The organism is Neisseria sp. 27098_8_158 (assembly GCF_041433145.1).
Classification (GTDB): domain Bacteria; phylum Pseudomonadota; class Gammaproteobacteria; order Burkholderiales; family Neisseriaceae; genus Neisseria; species Neisseria subflava_E.
Genome location: NZ_JAPWAZ010000001.1, coordinates 1,009,624 through 1,030,857 on the forward strand (window position 1 = coordinate 1,009,624; position 21,234 = coordinate 1,030,857).

Annotated in this window: 19 protein-coding genes; 8 read left to right on the forward strand and 11 right to left on the reverse strand. The window is 50.3% G+C overall.

Annotation, left to right across the window (positions count from 1 at the left end; translation table 11 throughout):
- Positions 1–41: 41 nt before the first annotated feature.
- From O3681_RS04855 to O3681_RS04880, 6 genes are all read left to right on the forward strand, one after another.
- Positions 42–1,961 carry a TonB-dependent receptor gene (locus O3681_RS04855; protein WP_371459413.1) on the forward strand — a complete coding sequence of 640 codons (1,920 nt, stop codon included), beginning with the start codon at positions 42–44 and terminating at the stop codon, positions 1,959–1,961.
- Between the two features lie 56 nt (positions 1,962–2,017).
- Positions 2,018–2,995 carry an ABC transporter substrate-binding protein gene (locus O3681_RS04860; protein ID WP_371459414.1) on the forward strand — a complete coding sequence of 326 codons (978 nt, stop codon included), beginning with the start codon at positions 2,018–2,020 and terminating at the stop codon, positions 2,993–2,995.
- Positions 2,996–3,209: 214 nt separating this feature from the next.
- On the forward strand, positions 3,210–4,007 hold the full coding sequence (locus tag O3681_RS04865) for an ABC transporter permease (RefSeq protein ID WP_371459415.1): 798 nt from the start codon (positions 3,210–3,212) through the stop codon (positions 4,005–4,007).
- A complete protein-coding gene (locus O3681_RS04870) occupies positions 4,007–4,699 on the forward strand; it encodes an ATP-binding cassette domain-containing protein (RefSeq protein WP_371459481.1) in 693 nt (230 codons plus the stop codon). The genes O3681_RS04865 and O3681_RS04870 overlap by 1 nt, the downstream gene beginning before the upstream one ends.
- 309 nt (positions 4,700–5,008) lie before the next feature.
- Complete coding sequence (locus tag O3681_RS04875; protein WP_036491903.1) at positions 5,009–5,623, forward strand: CadD family cadmium resistance transporter; 615 nt, start codon at positions 5,009–5,011, stop codon at positions 5,621–5,623.
- Between the two features lie 295 nt (positions 5,624–5,918).
- On the forward strand, positions 5,919–7,016 hold the full coding sequence (locus O3681_RS04880; protein ID WP_371459416.1) for an NnrS family protein: 1,098 nt from the start codon (positions 5,919–5,921) through the stop codon (positions 7,014–7,016).
- Positions 7,017–7,067: 51 nt separating this feature from the next.
- Here O3681_RS04880 and pgi read toward each other — a convergent pair whose 3' ends face one another.
- From pgi to zwf, 5 genes are all read right to left on the reverse strand, one after another.
- The gene (gene pgi / locus O3681_RS04885; protein WP_371459417.1) at positions 7,068–8,711 is read right to left on the reverse strand and encodes a glucose-6-phosphate isomerase; all 1,644 of its coding nucleotides are present in this window, start codon (positions 8,709–8,711) and stop codon (positions 7,068–7,070) included.
- Positions 8,712–8,854: 143 nt separating this feature from the next.
- A complete protein-coding gene (gene hexR / locus O3681_RS04890) occupies positions 8,855–9,703 on the reverse strand; it encodes a DNA-binding transcriptional regulator HexR (protein WP_004519348.1) in 849 nt (282 codons plus the stop codon).
- A 46-nt stretch (positions 9,704–9,749) separates the two neighbouring features.
- On the reverse strand, positions 9,750–10,763 hold the full coding sequence (locus tag O3681_RS04895) for a glucokinase (RefSeq protein ID WP_371459418.1): 1,014 nt from the start codon (positions 10,761–10,763) through the stop codon (positions 9,750–9,752).
- Positions 10,744–11,439, reverse strand: coding sequence for a 6-phosphogluconolactonase (gene pgl / locus O3681_RS04900; RefSeq protein ID WP_308881502.1), 696 nt, complete (start codon positions 11,437–11,439; stop codon positions 10,744–10,746). The genes O3681_RS04895 and pgl overlap by 20 nt, the downstream gene beginning before the upstream one ends.
- Before the next feature lie 63 nt (positions 11,440–11,502).
- Entirely contained in the window at positions 11,503–12,948 is a 1,446-nt protein-coding gene (gene zwf, locus O3681_RS04905) for a glucose-6-phosphate dehydrogenase (RefSeq protein WP_371459419.1), read from the reverse strand.
- A gap of 481 nt (positions 12,949–13,429) precedes the next feature.
- On the opposite strand from zwf, the gene edd reads away from it, so the two are divergent.
- Positions 13,430–15,265, forward strand: coding sequence for a phosphogluconate dehydratase (gene edd / locus O3681_RS04910; RefSeq protein WP_308881504.1), 1,836 nt, complete (start codon positions 13,430–13,432; stop codon positions 15,263–15,265).
- A 90-nt stretch (positions 15,266–15,355) separates the two neighbouring features.
- Positions 15,356–15,994 carry a bifunctional 4-hydroxy-2-oxoglutarate aldolase/2-dehydro-3-deoxy-phosphogluconate aldolase gene (locus tag O3681_RS04915; RefSeq protein WP_003745733.1) on the forward strand — a complete coding sequence of 213 codons (639 nt, stop codon included), beginning with the start codon at positions 15,356–15,358 and terminating at the stop codon, positions 15,992–15,994.
- Between the two features lie 104 nt (positions 15,995–16,098).
- Here O3681_RS04915 and O3681_RS04920 read toward each other — a convergent pair whose 3' ends face one another.
- The 6 genes from O3681_RS04920 to O3681_RS04945 all read right to left on the reverse strand — a co-directional run bounded on the left by O3681_RS04920 (position 16,099) and on the right by O3681_RS04945 (position 21,233).
- Positions 16,099–16,467 (reverse strand): hypothetical protein, encoded by a 369-nt coding sequence (locus tag O3681_RS04920; RefSeq protein ID WP_107723591.1) that lies wholly within the window; start codon positions 16,465–16,467, stop codon positions 16,099–16,101.
- A gap of 68 nt (positions 16,468–16,535) precedes the next feature.
- Positions 16,536–18,146 (reverse strand): NAD(P)-binding protein, encoded by a 1,611-nt coding sequence (locus O3681_RS04925; protein WP_371459420.1) that lies wholly within the window; start codon positions 18,144–18,146, stop codon positions 16,536–16,538.
- Positions 18,147–18,214: 68 nt separating this feature from the next.
- On the reverse strand, positions 18,215–19,930 hold the full coding sequence (locus O3681_RS04930; RefSeq protein ID WP_107723593.1) for a DUF4178 domain-containing protein: 1,716 nt from the start codon (positions 19,928–19,930) through the stop codon (positions 18,215–18,217).
- Between the two features lie 170 nt (positions 19,931–20,100).
- Positions 20,101–20,628 carry a hypothetical protein gene (locus O3681_RS04935; RefSeq protein ID WP_107723594.1) on the reverse strand — a complete coding sequence of 176 codons (528 nt, stop codon included), beginning with the start codon at positions 20,626–20,628 and terminating at the stop codon, positions 20,101–20,103.
- Between the two features lie 78 nt (positions 20,629–20,706).
- Positions 20,707–21,090 (reverse strand): adenosylmethionine decarboxylase, encoded by a 384-nt coding sequence (gene speD / locus O3681_RS04940; protein ID WP_107723595.1) that lies wholly within the window; start codon positions 21,088–21,090, stop codon positions 20,707–20,709.
- Positions 21,087–21,233 carry a hypothetical protein gene (locus O3681_RS04945; protein WP_162837292.1) on the reverse strand — a complete coding sequence of 49 codons (147 nt, stop codon included), beginning with the start codon at positions 21,231–21,233 and terminating at the stop codon, positions 21,087–21,089. Before O3681_RS04945 ends, speD begins: the two co-directional genes overlap by 4 nt.
- Position 21,234: the final 1 nt, after the last annotated feature.

The window sequence follows — 21,234 nt, forward strand, 5'->3', positions numbered from 1 at the left end:
CCAAGAGCATAATGAATAAAAATGATTATCAGGAGATAGAGATGAAACGAAAACATTTGGTTTACCTGTTAATGAGCAGTTTTGCCGCTGCAAACGGTTTTGCCGAAACCTTGGCAGACCCTGATGAAATCCAGCCTGTCAAAACCTTCTCCCCTCCCAAACCGATTGCACCGACCGCCGCACAAGGCTATTTCCCCGAAAACCAATTCGACCGCACCGACCGCAGCGATCACTACTTTGTTACCGAAAACATAGACCAAGCCTTCCGTCCGCTGAAAGCGAACAGCGGCTTCTACGGCAAAAGCTTTTACAACTCCATTACCGCGCAAGCGCGTGGGGCAAAAGTGTACGGCGTGGCTAACCTCAATCACACCAAGGCCAACGGCTATAAAGACGGCGACGGCAATCAGACCGATTGGAAATACAGCCGTTTTAATCAAGCTTTGGTACTCGGCTTCGTGCCGTCTGAAAACCAGGAATACCGCCTCACCTACCTACACGACGACATCAACAACGACCGCCAGCCGCAGTTCGTCAACGACGCATTGGATACCGAACGACACATCGCCAAACTCAACGCGCGTTGGGGCAATGCCGATTTGAGCAATACGGTCAGCGCAGAAGCAGGCATCATCAAACTCAAACGCCATGCCGACAATTACTCCCTGCGCCCAAACAACACGCCGCAGCAAGTGTTCGTAGAGCTTGACCGCAAAGTGTACGACTTCTCGCTCAAACACGATGCGGACTTCGGCAAATTCCACAACACCGCCGCCGTCAGCTACCGCAACGACAGCCAAAACGGCGAACGCAACGCCCACACCGCCATGCGCGACTTCCTCAACGGCTACCGTTTCGCCGATGTGCACATCGACCGCTGGCGCATTGCCGATACCTTGTCTTACAAGTTCAACGACCAACACAAACTGGGCTTGGGTTTAAGCTACGAAATCAATGAAGCGGACGTTCGCAAAAATACGGCGCAGCCCGCCCATCCGATAAACCGCAACCTTGCCTTCGCCTCATCACAACAAATCTGGAAAACCCATTACGGCTACGACTTCAACGGCAAAGTGCGCCGTCATGCCTTCTCAGGCGAACTCAAATACGATTTCACGCCGTCTGAAACGCAAAAATACAGCGTTTCCCTCGCGCATTTGGAACGCATCGGCGACAACACCGAACGCTTCAACTCGCTTGCCGCCATCGTGCAAAACCGCATGAACGGCGCGTTGACGAACCAAAACCCGGTCGCCGCCATCGCAGGCAATCCCCTACTGAAAACCGAAAAACACAACCGCATCAAGCTCACCGCCGACAGCCGCAACGACTACTACAACGGCTATATGAACTCGCTCGCAGGCGCGGGCTGGAACGTAGGCGGCACGCTTGTGGCGGACAAAGTCAAAGACCTGATTATTTTTGACCGCGCACACGGACAAAGCGGCACAGCTTCCAAAGGCGGCGGCATCATCACACGCAACGTGGACGCACGATTGTTTACCGCGCAGGCCTACGCGCGTTACAACTTCAATCCGCATTGGGCGGCAGGCATCAAAGCCACCTACAACTACGGACACAACGAAACCGACGGCAGGCCGCTCTATCAAATCCGTCCGTTTGAAGCCGCCGTCCAAGCCGACTACAAAAACTACTTTGCCCACGGCAGCTACAACATTGGCGCAGCAACACGCTTTGTCGCCAAACAAACGCGCGGCGATTTTGACGCGGCAAGCGGTCTGGGCATAGACAAACGCGAAGCCGCCAAAGGCTTTACCGTTGCCGACCTTTACGCAGGCGTAAACATCAAAGACAAATACGGCTTGCGCCTGGGCGTGAACAACGTGTTCAACAAAAAATACGCCGAATACATCAGCGGCGACCACGTCCTCGCCCTATCCCCCAGCGTAGTGTATACACCGGGCAGAACATATTGGTTGAGTTTGCATGCGGCTTTTTAAAATCAGGCCGTCTGAAAGAATGCCTACACTGGCTTATTAAGAATTAGGAGATAAAAATGGACATGAAAAGACGTGATTTCTTAAAAATGACCGCCGCGCTGGCAGCCGCTGGCGTTTCGCCTTCATTGTTGGCAGCAGGTAAAGAACAATTTACCGTGTACGGCGCACCGGCAATGCCCAGCGTTACCATCGCCGTAGCGGCGTTGCAAGGCAAGCTGGCGAAACAGGCGGATGTATCGCTAAAAATTTGGCGTTCGCCCGACCAACTGCGCGCAGGCGTAGCGAGCGGACAATTTAAAGTGATGATGAGTCCGAGCAATGTCGGCGTGAACCTGCGCAACCAAGGGCAGAAAGTCGGCATGGTGAATATTTTGACCAACGGCATCACGCAGCTGATGTGCAAAGGCAGCGCGATTGCCTCGCCGCAGGATTTGGTCGGCAAAAAAATCCTCGTGCCGTTTAAAAACGATATGCCCGACATCGTGCTGCAAGCCTTACTGAAAAAACTGAAAATCGACGCGCATAAAGTCGGTATCACTTACACCGCCACGCCGCCCGAAGCAGTCGGACTGTTTTTGAGCAAGGACTACCACGCCGCCATCCTGCCTGAACCGATGGCAACCGCCAGCCTACTGAAAGGCAAAACCATGGGCGTAAACGTCGTGCGCGGCTTTGATTTGGTGAAAGCATGGGGGCAGGAGTTTGACACCAAACCGCTGATTCCGATGGCGGGCATCATCGCCAACGAAGAATATTTCCACGCACACAAGGCACAGTTCGACATCTTCCATCAGGATTTGAAAAACGCGCTCAACTGGATACTGGCCAACCGCCAAAGCGCGGCGAAAATCGGCAAAAACTACCTCCCCGCCCCCGAACCCGCACTAGTCATGGGCTTGGACGGCGCACGGCTGACGGTAACCAAAGGCAGCGAAGTGAAGAACGAGATTTTGAAGTTTTACGAAATCCTGATGCAGTTCAACCCGAAACTTCTCGGCGGCAAGCTGCCGGATAACGGATTCTTCTTAGCTTAAAATGGGAGAAAGGCCGTCTGAAAATAGTGGCGTAGCCATGAAATCTGCCTTGTCATTTTCAGACGGCCTATCAGGACATTATCAGCAGTGTAGGTCGGATTCTTGAATCCGACATTTCGGCTAAACGAGGGCTGTCGGATACGAGTATCCGACCTACTTTTTTTCAGACAGCCTATCATCTCCAAACCATCACTTATGAACCAACACCCAAACCATGATTAAAACCGACAAAATACGCAAACCGCAGCCTGCGGTGTTTTACATCATCGACTACCTTTGGAGCGGCTTTGCCGGTTTGAGCGTGGCGATGGTGGTGGTGGCGTTGTGGGCGTGGGGCAGTGCCGTGTTCGGCGAGTTTATGCTGCCTGCGCCGGTGGAGGTGTTTCAAAAATCATTGGATTTATTGAAACATTTTCAGGAAAACGAAATTGGCATTTCGCTGTGGCGGTCGGTGGTGGGTATTTCGGTTGCGCTGGTAGCTGGATTGACAGCGGGGCTGGTGGCAGGCAGTTTTAAGACGGCGATGGCGTTGCTTAAGCCTGTGATTACGGTTTTATTGGCGATGCCGCCGATTATTTGGGTGGTAATGGCTCTGTTTTGGTTCGGTTTCGGCAATCCGAGCGTGCTGTTTACCATCATTGTGTTGGTTGCGCCGCTGACGTTTGCGAGTGCGGCAGTTGGGATGGCAAGCGTGAACAGGCAGCATGAGGAATTGTTTGACGCTTATAAGTTAGGCCGTCTGAAAAAAATCCGTTATCTGTATATCCCGCATCTGACGGGCTATGTGATTTCCAGCATCGGCGTGGCGGTGGCGATGGGGGTGAAGGTGGTGATCATGGCGGAACTCTTGGGCGCGAGCGAAGGCGTGGGCGCGCGGATTGCAGACGCGAGGGCGATGCTGGAGACTTCGACGGTGATGGCTTATGTGGTGCTAGTTATCGTGTTTGTGTCGCTATTTGAATACCTGATTACCAAGCCTTTGGAAATTTTGTTTATGCCGTGGAGGAGATGATGCTCTGTCTTGAAAACGTGCGTTTTGAAATTCTACGCGACCCCATCGTGCGCGATTTCAGTTTGAACCTGCAACATGGCGAAGTAAAAGCCTTGTTCGGGCCAAGCGGCTGTGGCAAGACGACGGTTTTGCGGTTGATTGCGGGCTTGGAAACGCCGAAATCGGGCTCGATACGCAATACTTTCCGCAAAACAGGTTTTCTGTTTCAGGAAAACCGCCTGCCGGAAAACTTGACCGCGATGCAGAATATCGCTATTTTTATGGACAAACCCGATGAAGGCGAAATCATCGCGCTGGCGGCGAAAGTCGGGCTGACTGAGGGCGATTTGAACAAATATCCGACCGAATTGTCCGGCGGCATGGCGAAACGGGTAGCATTTTTGCGCCTGCTGCTGTGCGGCTGCGACCTTGCCTTGCTGGACGAGCCGTTCGTCGGTTTGGACCGCGATTTGCGCGATATTTTGGTCGCCATGCTGGTGGAAAAAATCGAGCGGCAGGGCATGGCGTGTATGCTGGTAACGCACGACCGCTTCGAAGCCGCACGCCTGAGCCATGAAATCATGCTGCTTTCCACTAAGGGCATGAACGTGCAAAACGTGATTACCCTGCCTACGCCGCTGTCCGAACGCGATTGGGCTTTTGAAGAAGCCGTGGTGGCAAGAGAGTTTCAGGGGATTCATTATTATGAGTGATAGGAATTTAAATTTCTGACAAACCTTGCGGTTCGTTGCCCTCTCCCTAGCCCTCTCCCACGGGGAAAGGGGATCAGGTTTCTCAAAATCAGAGAGCCGTAGAATTGGGAATCAGATGTCAGGTAAACCTGAAAATATTCAGGCTCGACAGCCCAATTCCCTCTCCCCGTGGGAGAGGGCTAGGGAGAGGGTAAGCAAGCCGCAGGCTTGCCTCTTTAGCGAAAGATACGAATCTGTTATCCGAACGCGATTCGGTTTTTGAAAAAGCCGTGGTGCCAAGGGGGCAGGGGATTCATTATGAGGTGCTTTATGTTTTCGACTGTGATTACTGCTGCTGTTTTATATATTGCTACAGCAGTAGATTTGTTGGTAATACTATTAATATTTTTTGCTAGAGCAAATACTAGAAAAGAATATCGAGATATTTATATCGGACAATATTTAGGTTCTGTAATTTTAATATTAGTTAGTTTATTTCTAGCTTTTGTTTTGCATTATGTTCCGGAAAAATGGGTGTTGGGTTTATTAGGTTTAATACCGATTTACTTAGGTATTAAAGTTGCTATTTACGACGATTGTGAGGGCGAAAAAAGAGCTAAAAAAGAATTGGATGAAAAAGGGTTGTCAAAATTAGTCGGTATTGTTGCTTTGGTTACAGTTGCTAGTTGTGGTGCAGATAATATTGGACTTTTTGTTCCTTACTTTGTGACTTTAGATCTTGTCGACTTATTAGTTACTCTTCTTGTATTTTTAATATTGATTTTTGTTTTAGTATATACAGCACAAAGATTGGCTAATATTTCAGGTGTTGGTGAAATTGTAGAGAAGTTTAGTCGTTGGATAATGGCTGTTATTTATATTGGTTTAGGGTTATTTATTATTATTGAAAATAATACAATTCAAACAATAATATCAATAATATGAATGATACGGGCATTTGAGTATCTGACAAACCTTGCGGTTCGTTGCCCTCTCCCTAACCCTCTCCCACGGGGAGAGGGAATCAAGTTGCTGAAAATCAAAGAGTGCAGGATTGGGAATTAGATGACAGGTAAACCTGAAAATGTTCAGGCTCGACAGCCCAATTCCCTCTCCCCGTGGGAGAGGGCTAGGGAGAGGGCAAGCAAGCCGAAGGTTTGCTTCTTCAATACAAGATACAACCCTGTCCTCCCAATAAATCTATATCCGAAAGCATCTTCATGCAGAATCAAGCCAAACCATGAATAAATTTTTTACCCACCCCATGCGGCCATTTTTCGTCGGCGCGGCGGCACTTGCCATACTCGGCGCGGTGGTATTTTTCATCAGCCCCGGTGCCGTCATTTTGCACCGCCAAATCTTCTTAGAACTCATGCTGCCTGCGGCATACGGTGGTTTCCTGACTGCCGCCATGCTCGAATGGACGGGTTATAAAGGCCGTCTGAAACCTGTCGCTACTTTGATGGTGACATTGTTGCTCGCCGCATCCGCCATACTGCCCTTTTCGCCGCAAACTGCCTCGTTTTTCGTTGCCGCCTATTGGCTGGTATTGCTGCTGTTTTGCACCTGGCTGATTTGGCTCGACCGCAACACTGATAACTTCTCCCTCTTAATGCTGCTTGCCGCGTTTACCGTTTTTCAGACGGCCTATGCTGTCAGCGGCGATTTGAACTTACTGCGCGCGCAAGTACATCTGAACATGGCGGCGGTCATGTTTGTATCCGTCCGCGTCAGCGTCCTTCTAGGTGCGGAAGCCCTTAAAGAATGCCGTCTAAAAGACCCCGTATTCATCCCCAACGTCGTCTATAAAAACATCGCCATTACTTTCCTGCTCTTGCACGCCGCCGCCGAACTTTGGCTGCCCGCGCAAACCGCTGGTTTTACTGCGCTTGCCGTCGGCTTTATCCTGCTCGCCAAGCTGCGTGAGCTTCACCATCACGAACTCCTGCGCAAACACTACGTCCGCACTTATTACCTGCTCCAACTCTTTGCCGCCGCAGGCTATCTGTGGACAGGCGCGGCGAAACTGCAAAATCTGCCCTCCTCCGCTCCATTACACCTGATTACCCTCGGCGGCATGATGAGCGGCGTGATGATGGTGTGGCTGACTGCCGGACTGTGGCACAGCGGCTTTACCAAACTCGACTACCCCAAGCTCTGCCGCATTGCCGTCCCCCTTCTCTTTATGGCTGCCGTCTCACGCGCTTTCTTAATGAACGTGAACCCTATTTTCTTCATCACCGTTCCTGCGATTCTGACCATCGCCGTGTTCGTACTGTATCTTTTCACGTTTGTACCGATATTTCGGGAAAATGCGTTTACGGATGATCCGGAATAACACAAAAGGCCGTCTGAAACTTTCAGACGGCCTTAGCTTTAAATAAATGCTTTATTTGTTGGCGTTCAAATAAAGATTAATCAGGCGTGTAGTGGAGCTGTCGTGTTTTTGCACTTCGGTCTCGCCGGTCAATTCGGCAAGAATGGTTTTGGCCAGTTGTTTGCCGAGTTCTACGCCCCATTGGTCAAAGCTGTTGATGCCCCAAATAATGCCTTGAACGAAGGTTTTGTGTTCGTACATGGCAATCAGGCTGCCCATATTGCGCGGGTTGATTTTGTCCATGAGGATGAGGTTGGTCGGGCGATTGCCTGAGAAGGTTTTGTGCGGAATCAGCTCTTCGATACGCTCTGCTTCCATGCCTTGGGCTTGAAGCTCGGCGCGTACTTCGTCAGGCGTTTTGCCGCGCATAAAGGCTTCGGCTTGGGCAAAGACGTTGGCCAGCAGGATTTCGTGGTGACCTTGCAAATTGCTGCGTTTTTCAAGAGAGGCGATGAGGTCAATCGGTGTGATGTGCGTACCTTGGTGCAGCAGTTGGAAGAAGGCGTGCTGGCCGTTGATACCGGTTTCGCCCCAAATAATCGGGGAAGTTTCGTAACCGACCGGTTTACCGTCAAGGGTAACTTGTTTGCCGTTGCTCTCCATATCGAGCTGCTGGATGAATTTAGGCAGGCGGTGAAGATGTTGGTCGTAAGGCGCGATAACGTGGCTGCCGCCGCCGTAGTAGTTGATGTACCAAACGCCGATAAGGGCAAGGATAACCGGCAGGTTGCGCTCCAGCGGCGTGTTGATGAAGTGTTGGTCCATCAGGTGCGCGCCGTTGAGCATTTCGATGAAGTTTTCTTCGCCGAGATACAGCATAATCGGCAGGCCGATGGCCGACCACAGGCTGTATCGTCCGCCGACCCAGTCCCAAAATTCAAACATATTGGCGGTATCGATACCGAATTCGGCAACGGCTTTTTGGTTGGTCGATACGGCAACGAAGTGTTTGGCCACGGCGCTTTCATCGCCTGCATGATCCAAGAACCATTTACGCGCGGTCAGGGCGTTGGTCAGGGTTTCTTGGGTGGTAAAGGTTTTGGAGGCGATAATGAACAGCGTAGTTTCAGGGTGGACTTTGGACAATACGTCGCGCAGTTGGGAGCCGTCCACATTGGAGACGAAGTGCATGTTCAAACGCGGATGGCCGAAAGGCTTGAGCGCAGTACACATCATCAGAGGGCCGAGGTCGGAGCCGCCGATACCGATGTTGACGACGTCGGTAATGACTTGATTGGTATAGCCCAACCAGCTGCCGCTGCGGACTTCATGCGCGAACTCGCCCATGCGTTGCAGGACATGGTTGACTTTAGGCATCACATCCTCACCATCCACAACAATGGGGGCATTGGTGCGGTTGCGCAGGGCAACGTGGAGTACGGCGCGGTTTTCTGTCGTATTGATTTTTTCGCCGTGGAACATTTGCTGCATCCGTTCCGGCACGCCTGCTTCACGCGCCAGCTCGAACAACAGTGCCATGGTTTCGTCGTTGATACGGTTTTTAGAATAATCCAAAGTCAGGCCGCCAACCTGCAGCCAGTAGCGCTCGGCACGTTCGGGATCTTGCTCGAACATTTCGCGCATGTGTTGTTCTTTGGTTTCGTCAAAATGTATCCATAATTTTGACCAAGCCGGTAAATCGTGAAGGTGTTTCATCGGATGCTCTCCTGGATAGTGGACAGTTTTGTTGAGAAAACGGCCGTGAGGTCGTCTGAAACGGGAACGGGATGGTTTCCGTTTTTTGAGGTTTCAGACGGCCTTGATATGGGTTGGGGCCGTCTGAAGATATCAGTGAAGAATCAATCTTTATCGTATTCGATGTGCTTGTTATGTATGCTTTTTTTACTTTTTTGTAGTTGCGTGCTGGCAGTGTCGCCCAAACGCAAGGCCAAGCCGATGGCAAGAATGTCGATAACGGCCAGCTGCAGAAGACGGGACACCATAGGCGTATAAAGCTCGGCATTTTCCTGAGTAGCAATGCTCAATACACAGTCGGCCATTTGGGCCAACGGCGAATCATTGCGGGTCAGCGCGATAACGGCTGCACCGTTTTCTTTGGCGATACTGGCCGCGTCCAACAATTCGATAGATGAGCCGGTATTGGAAATCGCCACCAACACATCCTGCTCGGTCAATACGGAAGCCGCCATCAGCTGGGTATGTGTATCGACATAGGCAACGGTGGACATACCGAAGCGGAAGAATTTGTGTTGCGCATCTTGGGCAACGATGCCGGAGTTGCCGACACCATAAAACTCAACGCGTCGCGCGTGCATCAGAATGGCAATCGCGTTTTCCAGCTCGGATTCTTTCAGGAAACGGCGCTCACCCAAGAGGGAGGCTGCGGCATTGCCCAATACTTTTTCGACCACGCTGCCCATGTTGTCATCGGCGTTTAATTCTTCATGAACGTAAGGCATGCCTTCGTGGCCGATGCTGGCAGACAAAGCGAGTTTGAACTCAGGCAAGCCTTTGTAACCCAAGCTGCGGCAGAAACGGATTACAGTCGGCTGACTGACGGATGCACGCTCGGCGATTTCCGCCACAGCGGCATGAACGAACCATTTCGGCTCGGCCAGCGCAGATTCGGCAACTTTGCGTTCTGCGCCGGAGAGATTGGACAATGATTCGCTGATTTTGCTTAACATATACTCTACCCTTTGATTCTTTGACGTTCAGGACAAGGTACATTTTTCACACCCTGCCCTGCACCGCCGTTTGTGTGTCTAAAACGTTATTTAAATGATTGTCTAATGCGACCGCTGCGCCGACGATGCCCGGAAACTCGCTCAATACGACATACACGGGAATAGCGGCAAGATAAGCCTCAAAGCGGCCTTTGTTTTCAAAGCGGCTGCGGAATGGAGACGTTTTAAAGTAATCCAACACGCGCGGGATAATCCCGCCGCACAAATACACGCCGCCGCGCGCACCCAATGACAAAGCCAAATTGGAAGCAACCGTACCCAGCATGGCGCAGAAAATATCCAAAGTCTGACGGCAAATCGGCGATGTTCCGCTCAATGTCTTATCGGTGATTTCAGAAGGCTTCAGACGGCATTGTTTGATGTTGTCGCGTTTGGCCAATGCTTCGTAAATCAGGCTCAAACCTGCGCCGCTCAAGAAACGCTCGGCAGAAACATGACCGTATTTGTTTTTAGCGTATTGCCAAATCAACACTTCCATATCGTCAAACGGCGGGAAGCTGGTATGGCCGCCCTCGCCTGCCAATGCCACCCAGCCGGCAGCACTGTGCACCAAACCGCTGACACCCAAACCGGTACCCGGGCCGATGACAGCTTTAGGCGCAAATTCGATGGGCTTTTGCCCGCCGATTTGTATCAAGTCTTTCTTATCGGTTTTTGTTACTGCCAAAGCCTGGGCGGTAAAGTCGTTCAACAGAATCAACGTTTCAAAACCCAAAGCCTGGCGGGTGGTTTCGATGGAGAATGCCCAGTGGTGGTTGGTCATCTGTACCCAGTCGCCCAAAATCGGATTGGCAATCGCAAAGGCGGCGTGCAAAACTTTCGGACTGCCTGCGCGTTCCAAATAAGTTTTGGCGGCATCGACAATGGTGTCGTAATCCTGGCAAGGCAAGACTTCAGCCTTTTCAATGACCTGTGGTGCAGTTTCAAGTGCAAAACGGGCATTCGTACCGCCGATATCGGCAACCAAACGAGGATAAGCTTCAGTGTGCATAGTAGACATGGCAGTTAATTCCTTGATGATTGAGAATCAAGCTGGTCGGATATTCGGTATCGACCCTTGTGGCAGCTTTATCAAATACTGCTTTTTTCTCTGCGCCTTGAATAGCCAAAAACACTTTTGGCGTTTTGGCAATCGCACCCAAAGTCATGCTTACGCGCTCATGCGGCGCGGTAACCGGCGTAGTATGAATCAATGTCGGGTCATTGGCTTCATTGATTGCTGCCTGTAATTGAGGCGCTTGAGGGAACAACGACGCCGTATGCCCGTCTCCGCCCATACCCAACACCAGCACGTCAGGTTGCTTGTAATGTTTCAATGCGTAAGCAACGACAACTTCAGGTTGTAATTCAGTTTCAGACTTTCCGTCTTCAACAACAGGAATCCATGTGGCAACGGCCGCGTTATTTTTGAGCAGATATTCGCGTACCAAGCCTGTATTGCTGTCGGCATGCGTGGTCGGGACAATACGCTCGTCCACCAAAGTAATGCCGACGTTTTGCCAATTTAAATCTTTTTGCGACAAAGCCTCGAAAAACGCGATCGGCGAACGACCGCCGGAAACGGCCAAAACCGCATGGCCTTTCTCATTCAACGCGGCTTGCAATGCAGCGGCAACGGCATCGGCGAGAGCTTGCGCGGCAGTTGCAGCGTTTTCTTGTTCGTACCAAACAAACATATTTCGTCCTTTCATGGTTTCAGACGGCCTTTTGTTGGAAAACAAGGCCGTCTGAAAGAAATATTATTGCTCTTCGTGCCACTTGTTGCCGTCACGCGCCAACAGCGCGCGCGCAGCTTCAGGGCCCCAAGAATGGGCTTCGTAAGCATGTGGAGGCGTTGTATTGTTCGCCCAGTTTTCCAAAATCGGCATCACATATTCCCAAGCGGCTTCGAGTTCATCGCGACGGTTGAACAAAGCGAGTTTGCCGTTAATCACGTCCAGCAGCAGACGCTCATAAGCCTCAGCGCGGCGACCCTCTACGGCTGTGCCCAAGTCCACGCCAATCGGTGTCACTTCGACTTTGTTGCCTGCACCCGGGGTTTTTACTTGAGTGTAAAGGCGGACGGATTCGGTCGGTTGTAGTTCAATAACCAAACGATTCGGCGCGGCTTGGCTGTTGTCGAAAATATGGTTTTGCAGCGGACGGAAGTTCAACACGATTTCCGCCACTTTGCCTGCCATGCGTTTGCCGGTACGCAGGTAGAAAGGTACGCCTTTCCAACGTTCGTTTTCGATTTCGGCTTTGATGGCGACATAGGTTTCAGTGAAACTGTCTTTCGGTACATCGACTTCTTCTAGATAGCCGTTCATGCCTTTTGCTGCAACATATTGGCCGCGAATAACATTTTCGTTGACGGATTCGATGGTCAGGGGTTTCAGCGATTTGATGACTTTCACTTTCTCGTCGCGTACGGCATCAGCATCCAAGCTCGCCGGAGCTTCCATCGCAGTCATACAAAGCATTTGCATCAAGTGGTTTTGCACCATGTCGCGCAACGCGCCGGTAATGTCGTAAAACTCGCCGCGTTCTTCCACGCCCAACTGCTCGGCGATGGTCAGCTGTACGCTCTCAATATATTTGTTGTTCCACAAAGGCTCGAACATCACATTGGCAAAACGCAAGGCCAGCAGGTTTTGCAGGCTTTCTTTGCCCAAATAATGGTCGATGCGGTAGATTTGTTCTTCTTTGAAATAACGGGCCACATCTGTATTGATTTGTTGGGAAGAAGCCAAGTCCGTACCCAACGGTTTTTCCAAAACCACGCGCACGTTATCGGCATTCAAACCGATTTCGGCAAGGTTTTCACAGGCTTGCGCAAAGAATTTCGGCGCAGTTGAGAGGTAGATCACGACATTCTCAGTATTCTTGCGCGCTTTTACCAAGTCGCCCAAAGCAATGAAGTCGTCTTTCTTTGTCACATCGACTTTTAAATACTCGAGACGTTGGATAAACGATGCCCACGCTTCATCAGAGAAGTTTTGTTTGACATGGATTTTAGAATTCGTTTCCACTTTGGCCAAAAAGCCTGCGGTATCCAATTCGCTGCGGCTTACGCCCAAAATACGACCTTCGGGATGAAGCAAACCGGCTACATGCGCCTGATACAGGCAAGGCAAAAGTTTACGCATTGCCAAATCGCCGGTCGCGCCAAACAACACCAAATCAAAATTTGTCTGTGTACTCATTGTTTCATCTCTCGTTGAGGAAGCTTGCTTCAAAACTTTTGGACTGTCGTCATCCATAAAAATCGATTAAAATCAAAAGCCTTTAAGCAATAAGCAGTAAAAAACCAATCGCCTGCACCAAAATTTCAAACAAGCGGGCTAATGAGTAGTAATACTACACATGGCTACACATTTTGTCTATTCTCATTTTTACAAATTGTTTGATTTAACATAAAAGTTTGATGACTTTTGCAGCCTGCCATTTTACGAATTGACCATACCTCGATTTAAATCAAATTTCTTTCACTTAGTAAATTATTTTGTAACAAAATTACAGATTTTGTACTATAATACGCAGACGCTTCGAAGAGAAATCTTCAAATATTCAGACGGCCCATATTATTCATTCCCACAGCTCAAGGCCGTCTGAAACATACCCAATACAAAAATCAGAAACGCGCAAACAAAATCCCTATCATATCGTTTAGCCAGGAGACCGCACATGAACCCCACTCCTATTCACCCGAAACTCGCCGAAATTACCGAGCGCATCATCGAGCGCAGCCGCCCGACGCGTGAAAAGTATCTGGCGAAAATCCGCAGCGCCAAACAGATGGGACGCTTAGAGCGCAACCAACTCGGCTGCAGCAATTTGGCGCACGGCTATGCCTCCATGCCTAAGAGCATCAAAATCGAAATGCTTCAGGAAACCGTCCCCAACTTAGGCATCATCACTGCCTACAACGACATGGTTTCCGCACACCAGCCGTTTAAAGACTTCCCTGACCAAATCAAAGACGAAGCACAAAAAAACGGCGCGACCGCCCAAGTCGCCGGCGGCACGCCCGCCATGTGCGACGGCATCACGCAAGGCTACGCCGGCATGGAATTGTCGCTGTTTTCCCGCGACGTGATTGCCATGAGTACCGCCATCGGTCTGTCGCATCAAATGTTTGACGGCGGCCTGTTTATGGGCGTATGCGACAAAATCGTTCCCGGCCTGATGATCGGCGCTTTGTCTTTCGGCCATATTCCGGGCATCTTCGTTCCGGCAGGCCCGATGTCCAGCGGTATCGGTAATAAAGAAAAAGCCCGTACCCGCCAGCTTTTCGCCGAAGGTAAAGTCGGCCGCGATGCCTTGCTCGAAAGCGAAATGGGTTCCTACCACAGCCCCGGTACCTGCACTTTCTACGGCACGGCAAACTCCAACCAAATGATGATGGAAATGATGGGCGTACACCTGCCCGCCGCCGCTTTCGTTCATCCTTATACCGATTTGCGCGAAGCTCTGACCCGCTACGCAGCCGGACACCTTGCACGCGGCATTAAAAACGGCACCATCAAACCATTGGGCGAAATGTTGACCGAAAAATCCTTCATCAATGCCCTGATTGGTCTGATGGCGACCGGCGGCTCGACCAACCACACCATGCACCTCGTCGCCATGGCGCGCGCCGCAGGCGTGATTTTGAATTGGGACGACTTTGATGAAATTTCTTCCATCATCCCGCTGCTCATCCGCGTATACCCCAACGGCAAAGCCGACGTGAACCACTTTACCGCAGCCGGCGGCCTGCCTTTCGTTATCCGCGAATTGCTGGACGCAGGCCTGTTGCATGACGATGTCGATACCGTCGTCGGACACGGTATGCGCCACTACACTAAAGAACCTTTCCTCATCGACGGCAAACTCGAATGGCGTGAAGCCCCTGAAACCAGCGGCAATGAAGATATCCTGCGCAAAGCCGACAACCCGTTCTCCCCAGACGGCGGTCTGCGCCTAATGAAAGGCAACATCGGTCGCGGCGTAATTAAAGTATCTGCCGTGCGCGAAGGCTGCCGCATCATCGAAGCACCCGCCATCGTGTTCAACGACCAGCGCGAAGTATTGGCCGCATTTGAACGCGGCGAGTTGGAACGCGATTTCGTCTGTGTCGTCCGCTACCAAGGCCCGCGCGCCAACGGTATGCCCGAGTTGCACAAACTGACCCCGCCTTTGGGCATCCTGCAAGACCGCGGCTTCAAAGTGGCGCTGCTGACTGACGGCCGTATGTCCGGTGCATCCGGCAAAGTGCCTGCGTCCATCCACATGACGCCTGAAGCCTTGATGGGCGGCAATATCGCCAAAATCCGTACCGGCGACCTGATCCGCTTCGACTCCGTTACCGGCGAACTCAACGTCCTGATCAACGAAGCCGAATGGAACTCTCGCGAAGTCGAACGTATCGATTTGAGCGCGAACCAACAAGGTTGCGGCCGCGAACTCTTCGCCAACTTCCGCAGCATGACCAGCAGCGCAGAAACCGGTGCCATGAGCTTCGGCGGCGAATTTGCCTAAACCCTTTTCAGACGGCCTCTTAAAACAAACAGGCCGTCTGAAACCATGTTATCGACCCTATTACGATACAGTCCCCAACGGAGACCTAAAATGTCTAAACTGACCCCTCGTGAAATTCTGACTGCCGGCGCAGTTGTACCGGTAATGGCGATTGACGACTTGAGCACTGCCGTCGATTTATCCCATGCCCTTGTCGAAGGCGGCATTCCCACCCTCGAAATCACCCTGCGCACCCCTGTCGGCCTCGACGCCATCCGCCTGATTGCCAAAGAAGTGCCCAATGCCATCGTCGGCGCGGGTACGGTAACCAATCCCGAACAGCTCAAAGCCGTCGAAGACGCAGGTGCGGTTTTCGCCATCAGCCCGGGTTTGCACGAATCCCTCGCCAAAGCCAGCCACAACAGCGGCATTCCCCTGATTCCCGGCGTTGCCACTCCGGGTGAAGTCCAACTGGCTTTGGAACACGGCATCGACACCCTCAAACTCTTCCCTGCTGAAGTCGTTGGCGGCAAAGCCATGCTCAAGGCACTCTACGGCCCTTATGCCGACGTGCGCTTCTGCCCGACCGGCGGCATCAGCCTGGCAACCGCTCCCGAGTACTTGGCGCTGCCTAATGTCTTGTGCGTCGGCGGCTCATGGCTGACTCCAAAAGAAGCCATCAAAAACAAAGACTGGGATACCATCACCCGTCTGGCTCGCGAAGCTGCCGCTTTGAAACCAAAAGCCTAATCAGGTTATAGGTTAAAAAAGAAAAGGCCGTCTGAATATGATTTCAGACGGCCTTTTTTTACTGCAAGCATACGAATCAAGCATTATTCGGCTTAATATTTATCCTAACTGGCGGCATTAACACACAAAGATTCAATCTTACCTGCTCTCGGGAAGCGGATGGTGTAACGTCCTTTTTGATCGATTTCGGCAAAGCTGAAGCGGTTTTCAGGCGCATCACCATCAGCCCCTACTTCCAAAGCAATCCGTTTACCTTTCGGGTCTTTCACAACGACACCGGGACTGACAGGCGCGAATGAAAGCACTAAACCGGCATCTGCCGAACTATTAAAACCATACACTTGGCCACGTTTAACCTGTAAGGGTTGGTCAATGCAGCCTGTTTCGTTCAGAGGCAGCATTTTTTCAGCAGAGGCAAATGCCGCGCTCCCTAATCCTAAGGCAACAATCAGAGAAAAGCTCAAATATTTCATATAGTTTTCTTTTAAAATTGAAATTTGAATGTAAACAGAAATTTAGCCGAATATCCGCCTCATTCTAATTATCCTTTTCCCAACACTTTCCGTGCCGCTTCCACACCCCAATACAAAGCCTCTTCAAATACCGAATAGCTGCTTAAATCACTGTGTGCAAATAACAATCCGGCATTTTGGTTTCTGATTTTTAATAAAGCCTCATCGCTTAAATAGCCGGGTTTCGGCACGCTCATGCCATGCCCGCGAACAGTAATGTCAACATGGGAAACGTGCCGCCAAAAGCCTTCACCGTAAGCGGTAAGCAGATCTTGGGCGGCAAGCTGGAGCAGCTCTTCGTCGCTTGCTTCAAGCAGCTGGCGGCGGACGGCTTGTGGCGTATCGTGGTTGAGTGCGGCGTAGGCGGTAAAAATCGTGCGTTCAGGACGGGCAACCCGGATAAGCTGATTGGTCGCAACAACATAGCCCAGCCCTTGGCTGCCGTAAACCACATTGTCCCACGCAAGTTCGCTGTTGTTTTTTTCTTTCGGGAAACTGTGCAGTTCAAAATTGGAAACCAGCCATGGCGCGTATTCTGGGATGTCCAGACCAAATTGTTCAGGAGATTCAATAACGCGGGCGGCAACCATCAGCGGCATGGCGGAGATAACGTGTTGCGCGGTGACGGCAACGGTTTCCCCTTTTGCATTATCACGCAGCCACACTTCAATCTGGCCGTCTGAAAGCGGTTTGATTTTGACGGCTGAAGCATTAACCGAAGCAGGTTTCTCCAAACGGATACGGTTTTCAGACGGCCATTGCCAGCCTTCCTGCAAATCGGCATGACGGCGCAAGTTTTCAGAAAGATGTGCCAAACCTTCAGGCCAAGTGAGGACGGTTTCTGCATTGTTGCGGGCGGCAAAATAATGCAGTCCGGCAAAGGCAGACACTTGCCCGATGCCTTGTCCGTAATCGTCGCGGCAACAATAATCGAGATACCATAAAAGCTCGGGCGAGTGGTAACCTTCTTGCTCAAGCCATTGTTTGAACGTCAGATTATCGAGTTTGCGCCATGTCTCATCTGCCGATGACAGCGCAATCGGAATGGCAAAAATTTTCTTACCGTCATTGCCGTAAGCCTGTTTCAGACGGCCTATCAAATCAAAAAACTTTTTGGAATCCGCATCTTCTTTCAGCAATAAATGTTCCACCCATTTATCCTGATATAAGAGGCGCGATTCGGGCGCATAAACCAAATCGGTTTCCCTAAAGCTGCCGTCCGATTGCAAGATACCAAAATCCGCCAACATCTCGCGCACATACACGCTTTCTTTCGACGGCAAAGCCAAATAATGCGCACCGCTCGGCGCTTTCAGGCCGTCTGAAGACGTATAGGCGGCATTGTTGCCATTGCGTTCAAACCCTTCTGCCAACAATACATCGCAGTGATTATGCTTCGCCAAATACCACAACGCCCCCAAACCCGCCGCACCGCCGCCGAGTATCAGCGTATTGCATTCATAACGACGAGCCGGTGCTTGCAACAATTCCCCGTCGCGCAACAAATGCCCCAACGGCAAGCCGACACGGTTAATAGAAACCGGCGGTTTGTGGTTGAGGTACTTATAAGTCTGCCAAGAGAAAGCAGAGGCAGCGCCAAGCGCGGCAGTATAACTGAGAAATTGACGGCGGGTTAGCATGTTTTATAAAAAGGTCGTCTGAAAAAAAAAATGAGATAGCGGTTGCTTTAGTTTGAGTGCACCTCGTACTATTTATGTCCACCAGAATAACCACTGTAGCCGCTGCCCGAATAAGACGAATCACCTTCATCTACGCTAACATAGTTGAATAAGGTAGCAATAAAAATCATAAAGAAGAAACCGAAAACCATAACCCCCCTCTCTTCTTCGTAATCGTCGTCATCTTTAAATCTCTCCGCTATCCATATCCACACCAATGCAAACAAACTAACCCCAATGCCTTCAAAGCTCAACAAATCTGGAGACAACCACGCCGGAAGATTGATAACGATGAGAATCAACGTAGCAAAAGCACGGATTCTGTCATCACGATCTTCAGGACGCCTCTCTTCGTTTGTCAGCCATAAGCCAAACGCACCTACCGAATCACGCGGCAGGTCGAATGCCTTTCTCATTTGGCTGTAAGGAATAGGTTTGCTTCTGCTCCAAACCGTTTCATCCTTGCCCTGTTCGGCACACAATCTGGAATTGTCAGAATAATCTGTTGCTGAACGGTATTCGGTATAGTCAATCAAATCCCCGCTTTTGACACACCAATAAAACGCTCCCGCTGCTGTTTCAACCCGCCCGCCGTAACGATCAACCACCTTCTCATCGATAGGGTTGCCGTTGACATCAAACTCCGGCCATGCTTGCAAAGTTTCCGAAAACCGCCAGCTATTTCCCGATTCTACCAACCAAGCAAAGCCCTGCTGCGCATTGTAAAGCAGGTATTCCGTCCACTTCCCAAACCGCTCTTCCTTGACAACATAGTTACGGGTAATACTGCCGAAAGGGATTTCGGCATATTGTACGGCGCCAATCACCCGATATTCCGTATCGTTCAGACGGCCTACTGTGCCAATATTCAGCGTAAACAGGTTTTGCTGTGCCTGCCGTGCTGTATTTTCCTTCATCAATTCGACAGTATCTTTCGTCGTATTCAGACTGCTGCCGCAAGAGGAACAAAGAAGAAAAGAAGTTACGCCACTTGGCCAATGAACCGATGCGCCACAATTAGGGCAGGCTTCGGCGTGAATTTCTCCTTTCAGACGACCTGCACTTGCCTGGATCTCATCATCGCTGCGTAAGTTTTCCAGCTTCAGGCTATTCAAACTGACAACGCGGCCAAGATAAATGGTGAGTGGCGATACTGTAAAATCTATGGTCAGAAACAGCTTGCCACAACGAAAATCACAAACCTTACCTGTCGCCTTTTTTGCGGTCAGGTTAAACGGTAACTCTCCTTGTGCATCAGTGTTGCGGTAATGGATGGTGCGTGCGTCTGAAACGACAAAAGTTTTACCGTCCAACTCGAAAGAGCTCTGCCCAAGGCGAACTGACTCAAAAGTTGTCGGCAACCCTTTTGCCTTGCCTGAAGCCTCACAGGTCATAGCATATAAATCACCAACTTCAGACAGCCAACCGGTCAGATCATCATCGAACAAAGCATACCATTCGTTCCATACGCCGACATCGTAATGCACCTGCAATCTTCCGATCAGCGTAAAATTCCGATGCGCAAAAACACCCCTCGTGCCGATTTGCAATGGACTGAAATCCTCCAAGAGCGCAGAATCCCGCTCCGAATATGAGACAATGCTCCCGCTTTTTTTCTTTCCTTTTCTAACTACCAGCATACTGTGGCAATGGCCACACACCAACGTCACGGCAGTAGCGGAATACGCCTCAACAGGCGCACCACAGCTTGGGCAATCGGTTTTAAAAAAAGGCGTTTTTTCCATATAACGTCAATATTTCAGTTTAAGCAGAACAAGGTTTAAGGCCGTCTGAAAACGGATCGAATATGCTTTCAGACGGCCTGTCTTTTAATAAAGAATACGTTAAATCTTTTTTCTTGATTGTTCTGCCATATGATGACCTTTGTTTTTTTCTTTAACTAAAGCCAAGTTTACTAATCGGCAAAAAATTGTACATCTCTCTCTTTTACCCATCCGGTCGGGCAAACGCCTTTTGCGACAATAAGCAACTGGCCTTCATCATCAACATGAGTAGAAAGACGACATTTTTTGCCTTTGGGTGGTTTGATTTTCCATTCAGTCGGAAAATCGGTAGGTTTGGTGCAGTTGTCAGGTAGGCCCATATCATGACAACTGATTTGGTTTTCTTTGATTGCCAAAGGTACTTTTTTTACTTTTATCCAAGAGTATCCTTCTTCGGTATTTTTGCTGTCATTACCGATAACACAAAGGTATTGCATATGGTGCAATTGAGCGATTGAAGATGCTTTATCGTCCGGTTGGGCTTGCAGGGATGCGCCTTGGTTATTACTGACATAAACTTGATTACGGCAATACTCGGTACGATCATGTGTTAATTTTTTTGCTTCGGCACTTCCCACTCCTAGCAAAAACAAACCTGTAAGCAAAGAAATAACCAACGGTAAGCTTCTATTGCTATTCAAATCTCTTATTTTAAGCATTTTGTTTTAAAACCTTTCTATACAAAATTTGTTATCTAATTTGCTATCAGCCATTTTTTTCAGACGGCCTGACAGATTTTATTGTTCAACCGATGGTTGTATATCGTCCAGTATACCTTCGCCACGTTGCACAACCGTCCAAACAGCTCTTTCAGCCGCCAACTCCCTGCACAAGATTTCCTTCACTTTTTCCAATTTCATACCGCCGCAAATAAATGCGTCAATGGCGGCGAAATGGTGTTCCGGCCAAGTGTGGATACTGATATGAGACTCGGCAAGTAGTAAAACGCCGGTTACGCCGCCTGCGCCGCCGAAGGTGTGGAAGTGTTCGGTCAATATGGTGGCTTCTGCGGCCTGTGCAGCAGCCATCAAAGCGGTTTTCAGACGGCCTTCATCTTTTAAGATGGCTTCATCGCAGCTATATAAGTCCAATAGGCCATGATTACCGGGCATGTGGGTCATTTATGGCCTCCGGAATAACCGCTGCCGCCGTAATAGCCGCCGGAGTGCATACGCGAGCCGTCGGAGTCGGAAGAGCCGTAGCTGATGATCATGGAGATGACGATGATGATGGTGCTGAAAATGATGTAAGTGATTCTCGACATG

Excerpts from the sequence above, each read along its gene's own strand:
- O3681_RS04855 (WP_371459413.1), top strand. The coding sequence starts at position 42 with ATGAAACGAAAACATTTGGTTTACCTGTTAATGAGCAGTTTTGCCGCT.
- O3681_RS04860 (WP_371459414.1), top strand. The coding sequence starts at position 2,018 with ATGGACATGAAAAGACGTGATTTCTTAAAAATGACCGCCGCGCTGGCA.
- O3681_RS04865 (WP_371459415.1), top strand. The coding sequence starts at position 3,210 with ATGATTAAAACCGACAAAATACGCAAACCGCAGCCTGCGGTGTTTTAC.
- O3681_RS04870 (WP_371459481.1), top strand. The coding sequence starts at position 4,007 with ATGCTCTGTCTTGAAAACGTGCGTTTTGAAATTCTACGCGACCCCATC.
- O3681_RS04875 (WP_036491903.1), top strand. The coding sequence starts at position 5,009 with ATGTTTTCGACTGTGATTACTGCTGCTGTTTTATATATTGCTACAGCA.
- O3681_RS04880 (WP_371459416.1), top strand. The coding sequence starts at position 5,919 with ATGAATAAATTTTTTACCCACCCCATGCGGCCATTTTTCGTCGGCGCG.
- pgi (WP_371459417.1), bottom strand. The coding sequence starts at position 8,711 with ATGAAACACCTTCACGATTTACCGGCTTGGTCAAAATTATGGATACAT.
- hexR (WP_004519348.1), bottom strand. The coding sequence starts at position 9,703 with ATGTTAAGCAAAATCAGCGAATCATTGTCCAATCTCTCCGGCGCAGAA.
- O3681_RS04895 (WP_371459418.1), bottom strand. The coding sequence starts at position 10,763 with ATGTCTACTATGCACACTGAAGCTTATCCTCGTTTGGTTGCCGATATC.
- pgl (WP_308881502.1), bottom strand. The coding sequence starts at position 11,439 with ATGTTTGTTTGGTACGAACAAGAAAACGCTGCAACTGCCGCGCAAGCT.
- zwf (WP_371459419.1), bottom strand. The coding sequence starts at position 12,948 with ATGAGTACACAGACAAATTTTGATTTGGTGTTGTTTGGCGCGACCGGC.
- edd (WP_308881504.1), top strand. The coding sequence starts at position 13,430 with ATGAACCCCACTCCTATTCACCCGAAACTCGCCGAAATTACCGAGCGC.
- O3681_RS04915 (WP_003745733.1), top strand. The coding sequence starts at position 15,356 with ATGTCTAAACTGACCCCTCGTGAAATTCTGACTGCCGGCGCAGTTGTA.
- O3681_RS04920 (WP_107723591.1), bottom strand. The coding sequence starts at position 16,467 with ATGAAATATTTGAGCTTTTCTCTGATTGTTGCCTTAGGATTAGGGAGC.
- O3681_RS04925 (WP_371459420.1), bottom strand. The coding sequence starts at position 18,146 with ATGCTAACCCGCCGTCAATTTCTCAGTTATACTGCCGCGCTTGGCGCT.
- O3681_RS04930 (WP_107723593.1), bottom strand. The coding sequence starts at position 19,930 with ATGGAAAAAACGCCTTTTTTTAAAACCGATTGCCCAAGCTGTGGTGCG.
- O3681_RS04935 (WP_107723594.1), bottom strand. The coding sequence starts at position 20,628 with ATGCTTAAAATAAGAGATTTGAATAGCAATAGAAGCTTACCGTTGGTT.
- speD (WP_107723595.1), bottom strand. The coding sequence starts at position 21,090 with ATGACCCACATGCCCGGTAATCATGGCCTATTGGACTTATATAGCTGC.
- O3681_RS04945 (WP_162837292.1), bottom strand. The coding sequence starts at position 21,233 with ATGTCGAGAATCACTTACATCATTTTCAGCACCATCATCATCGTCATC.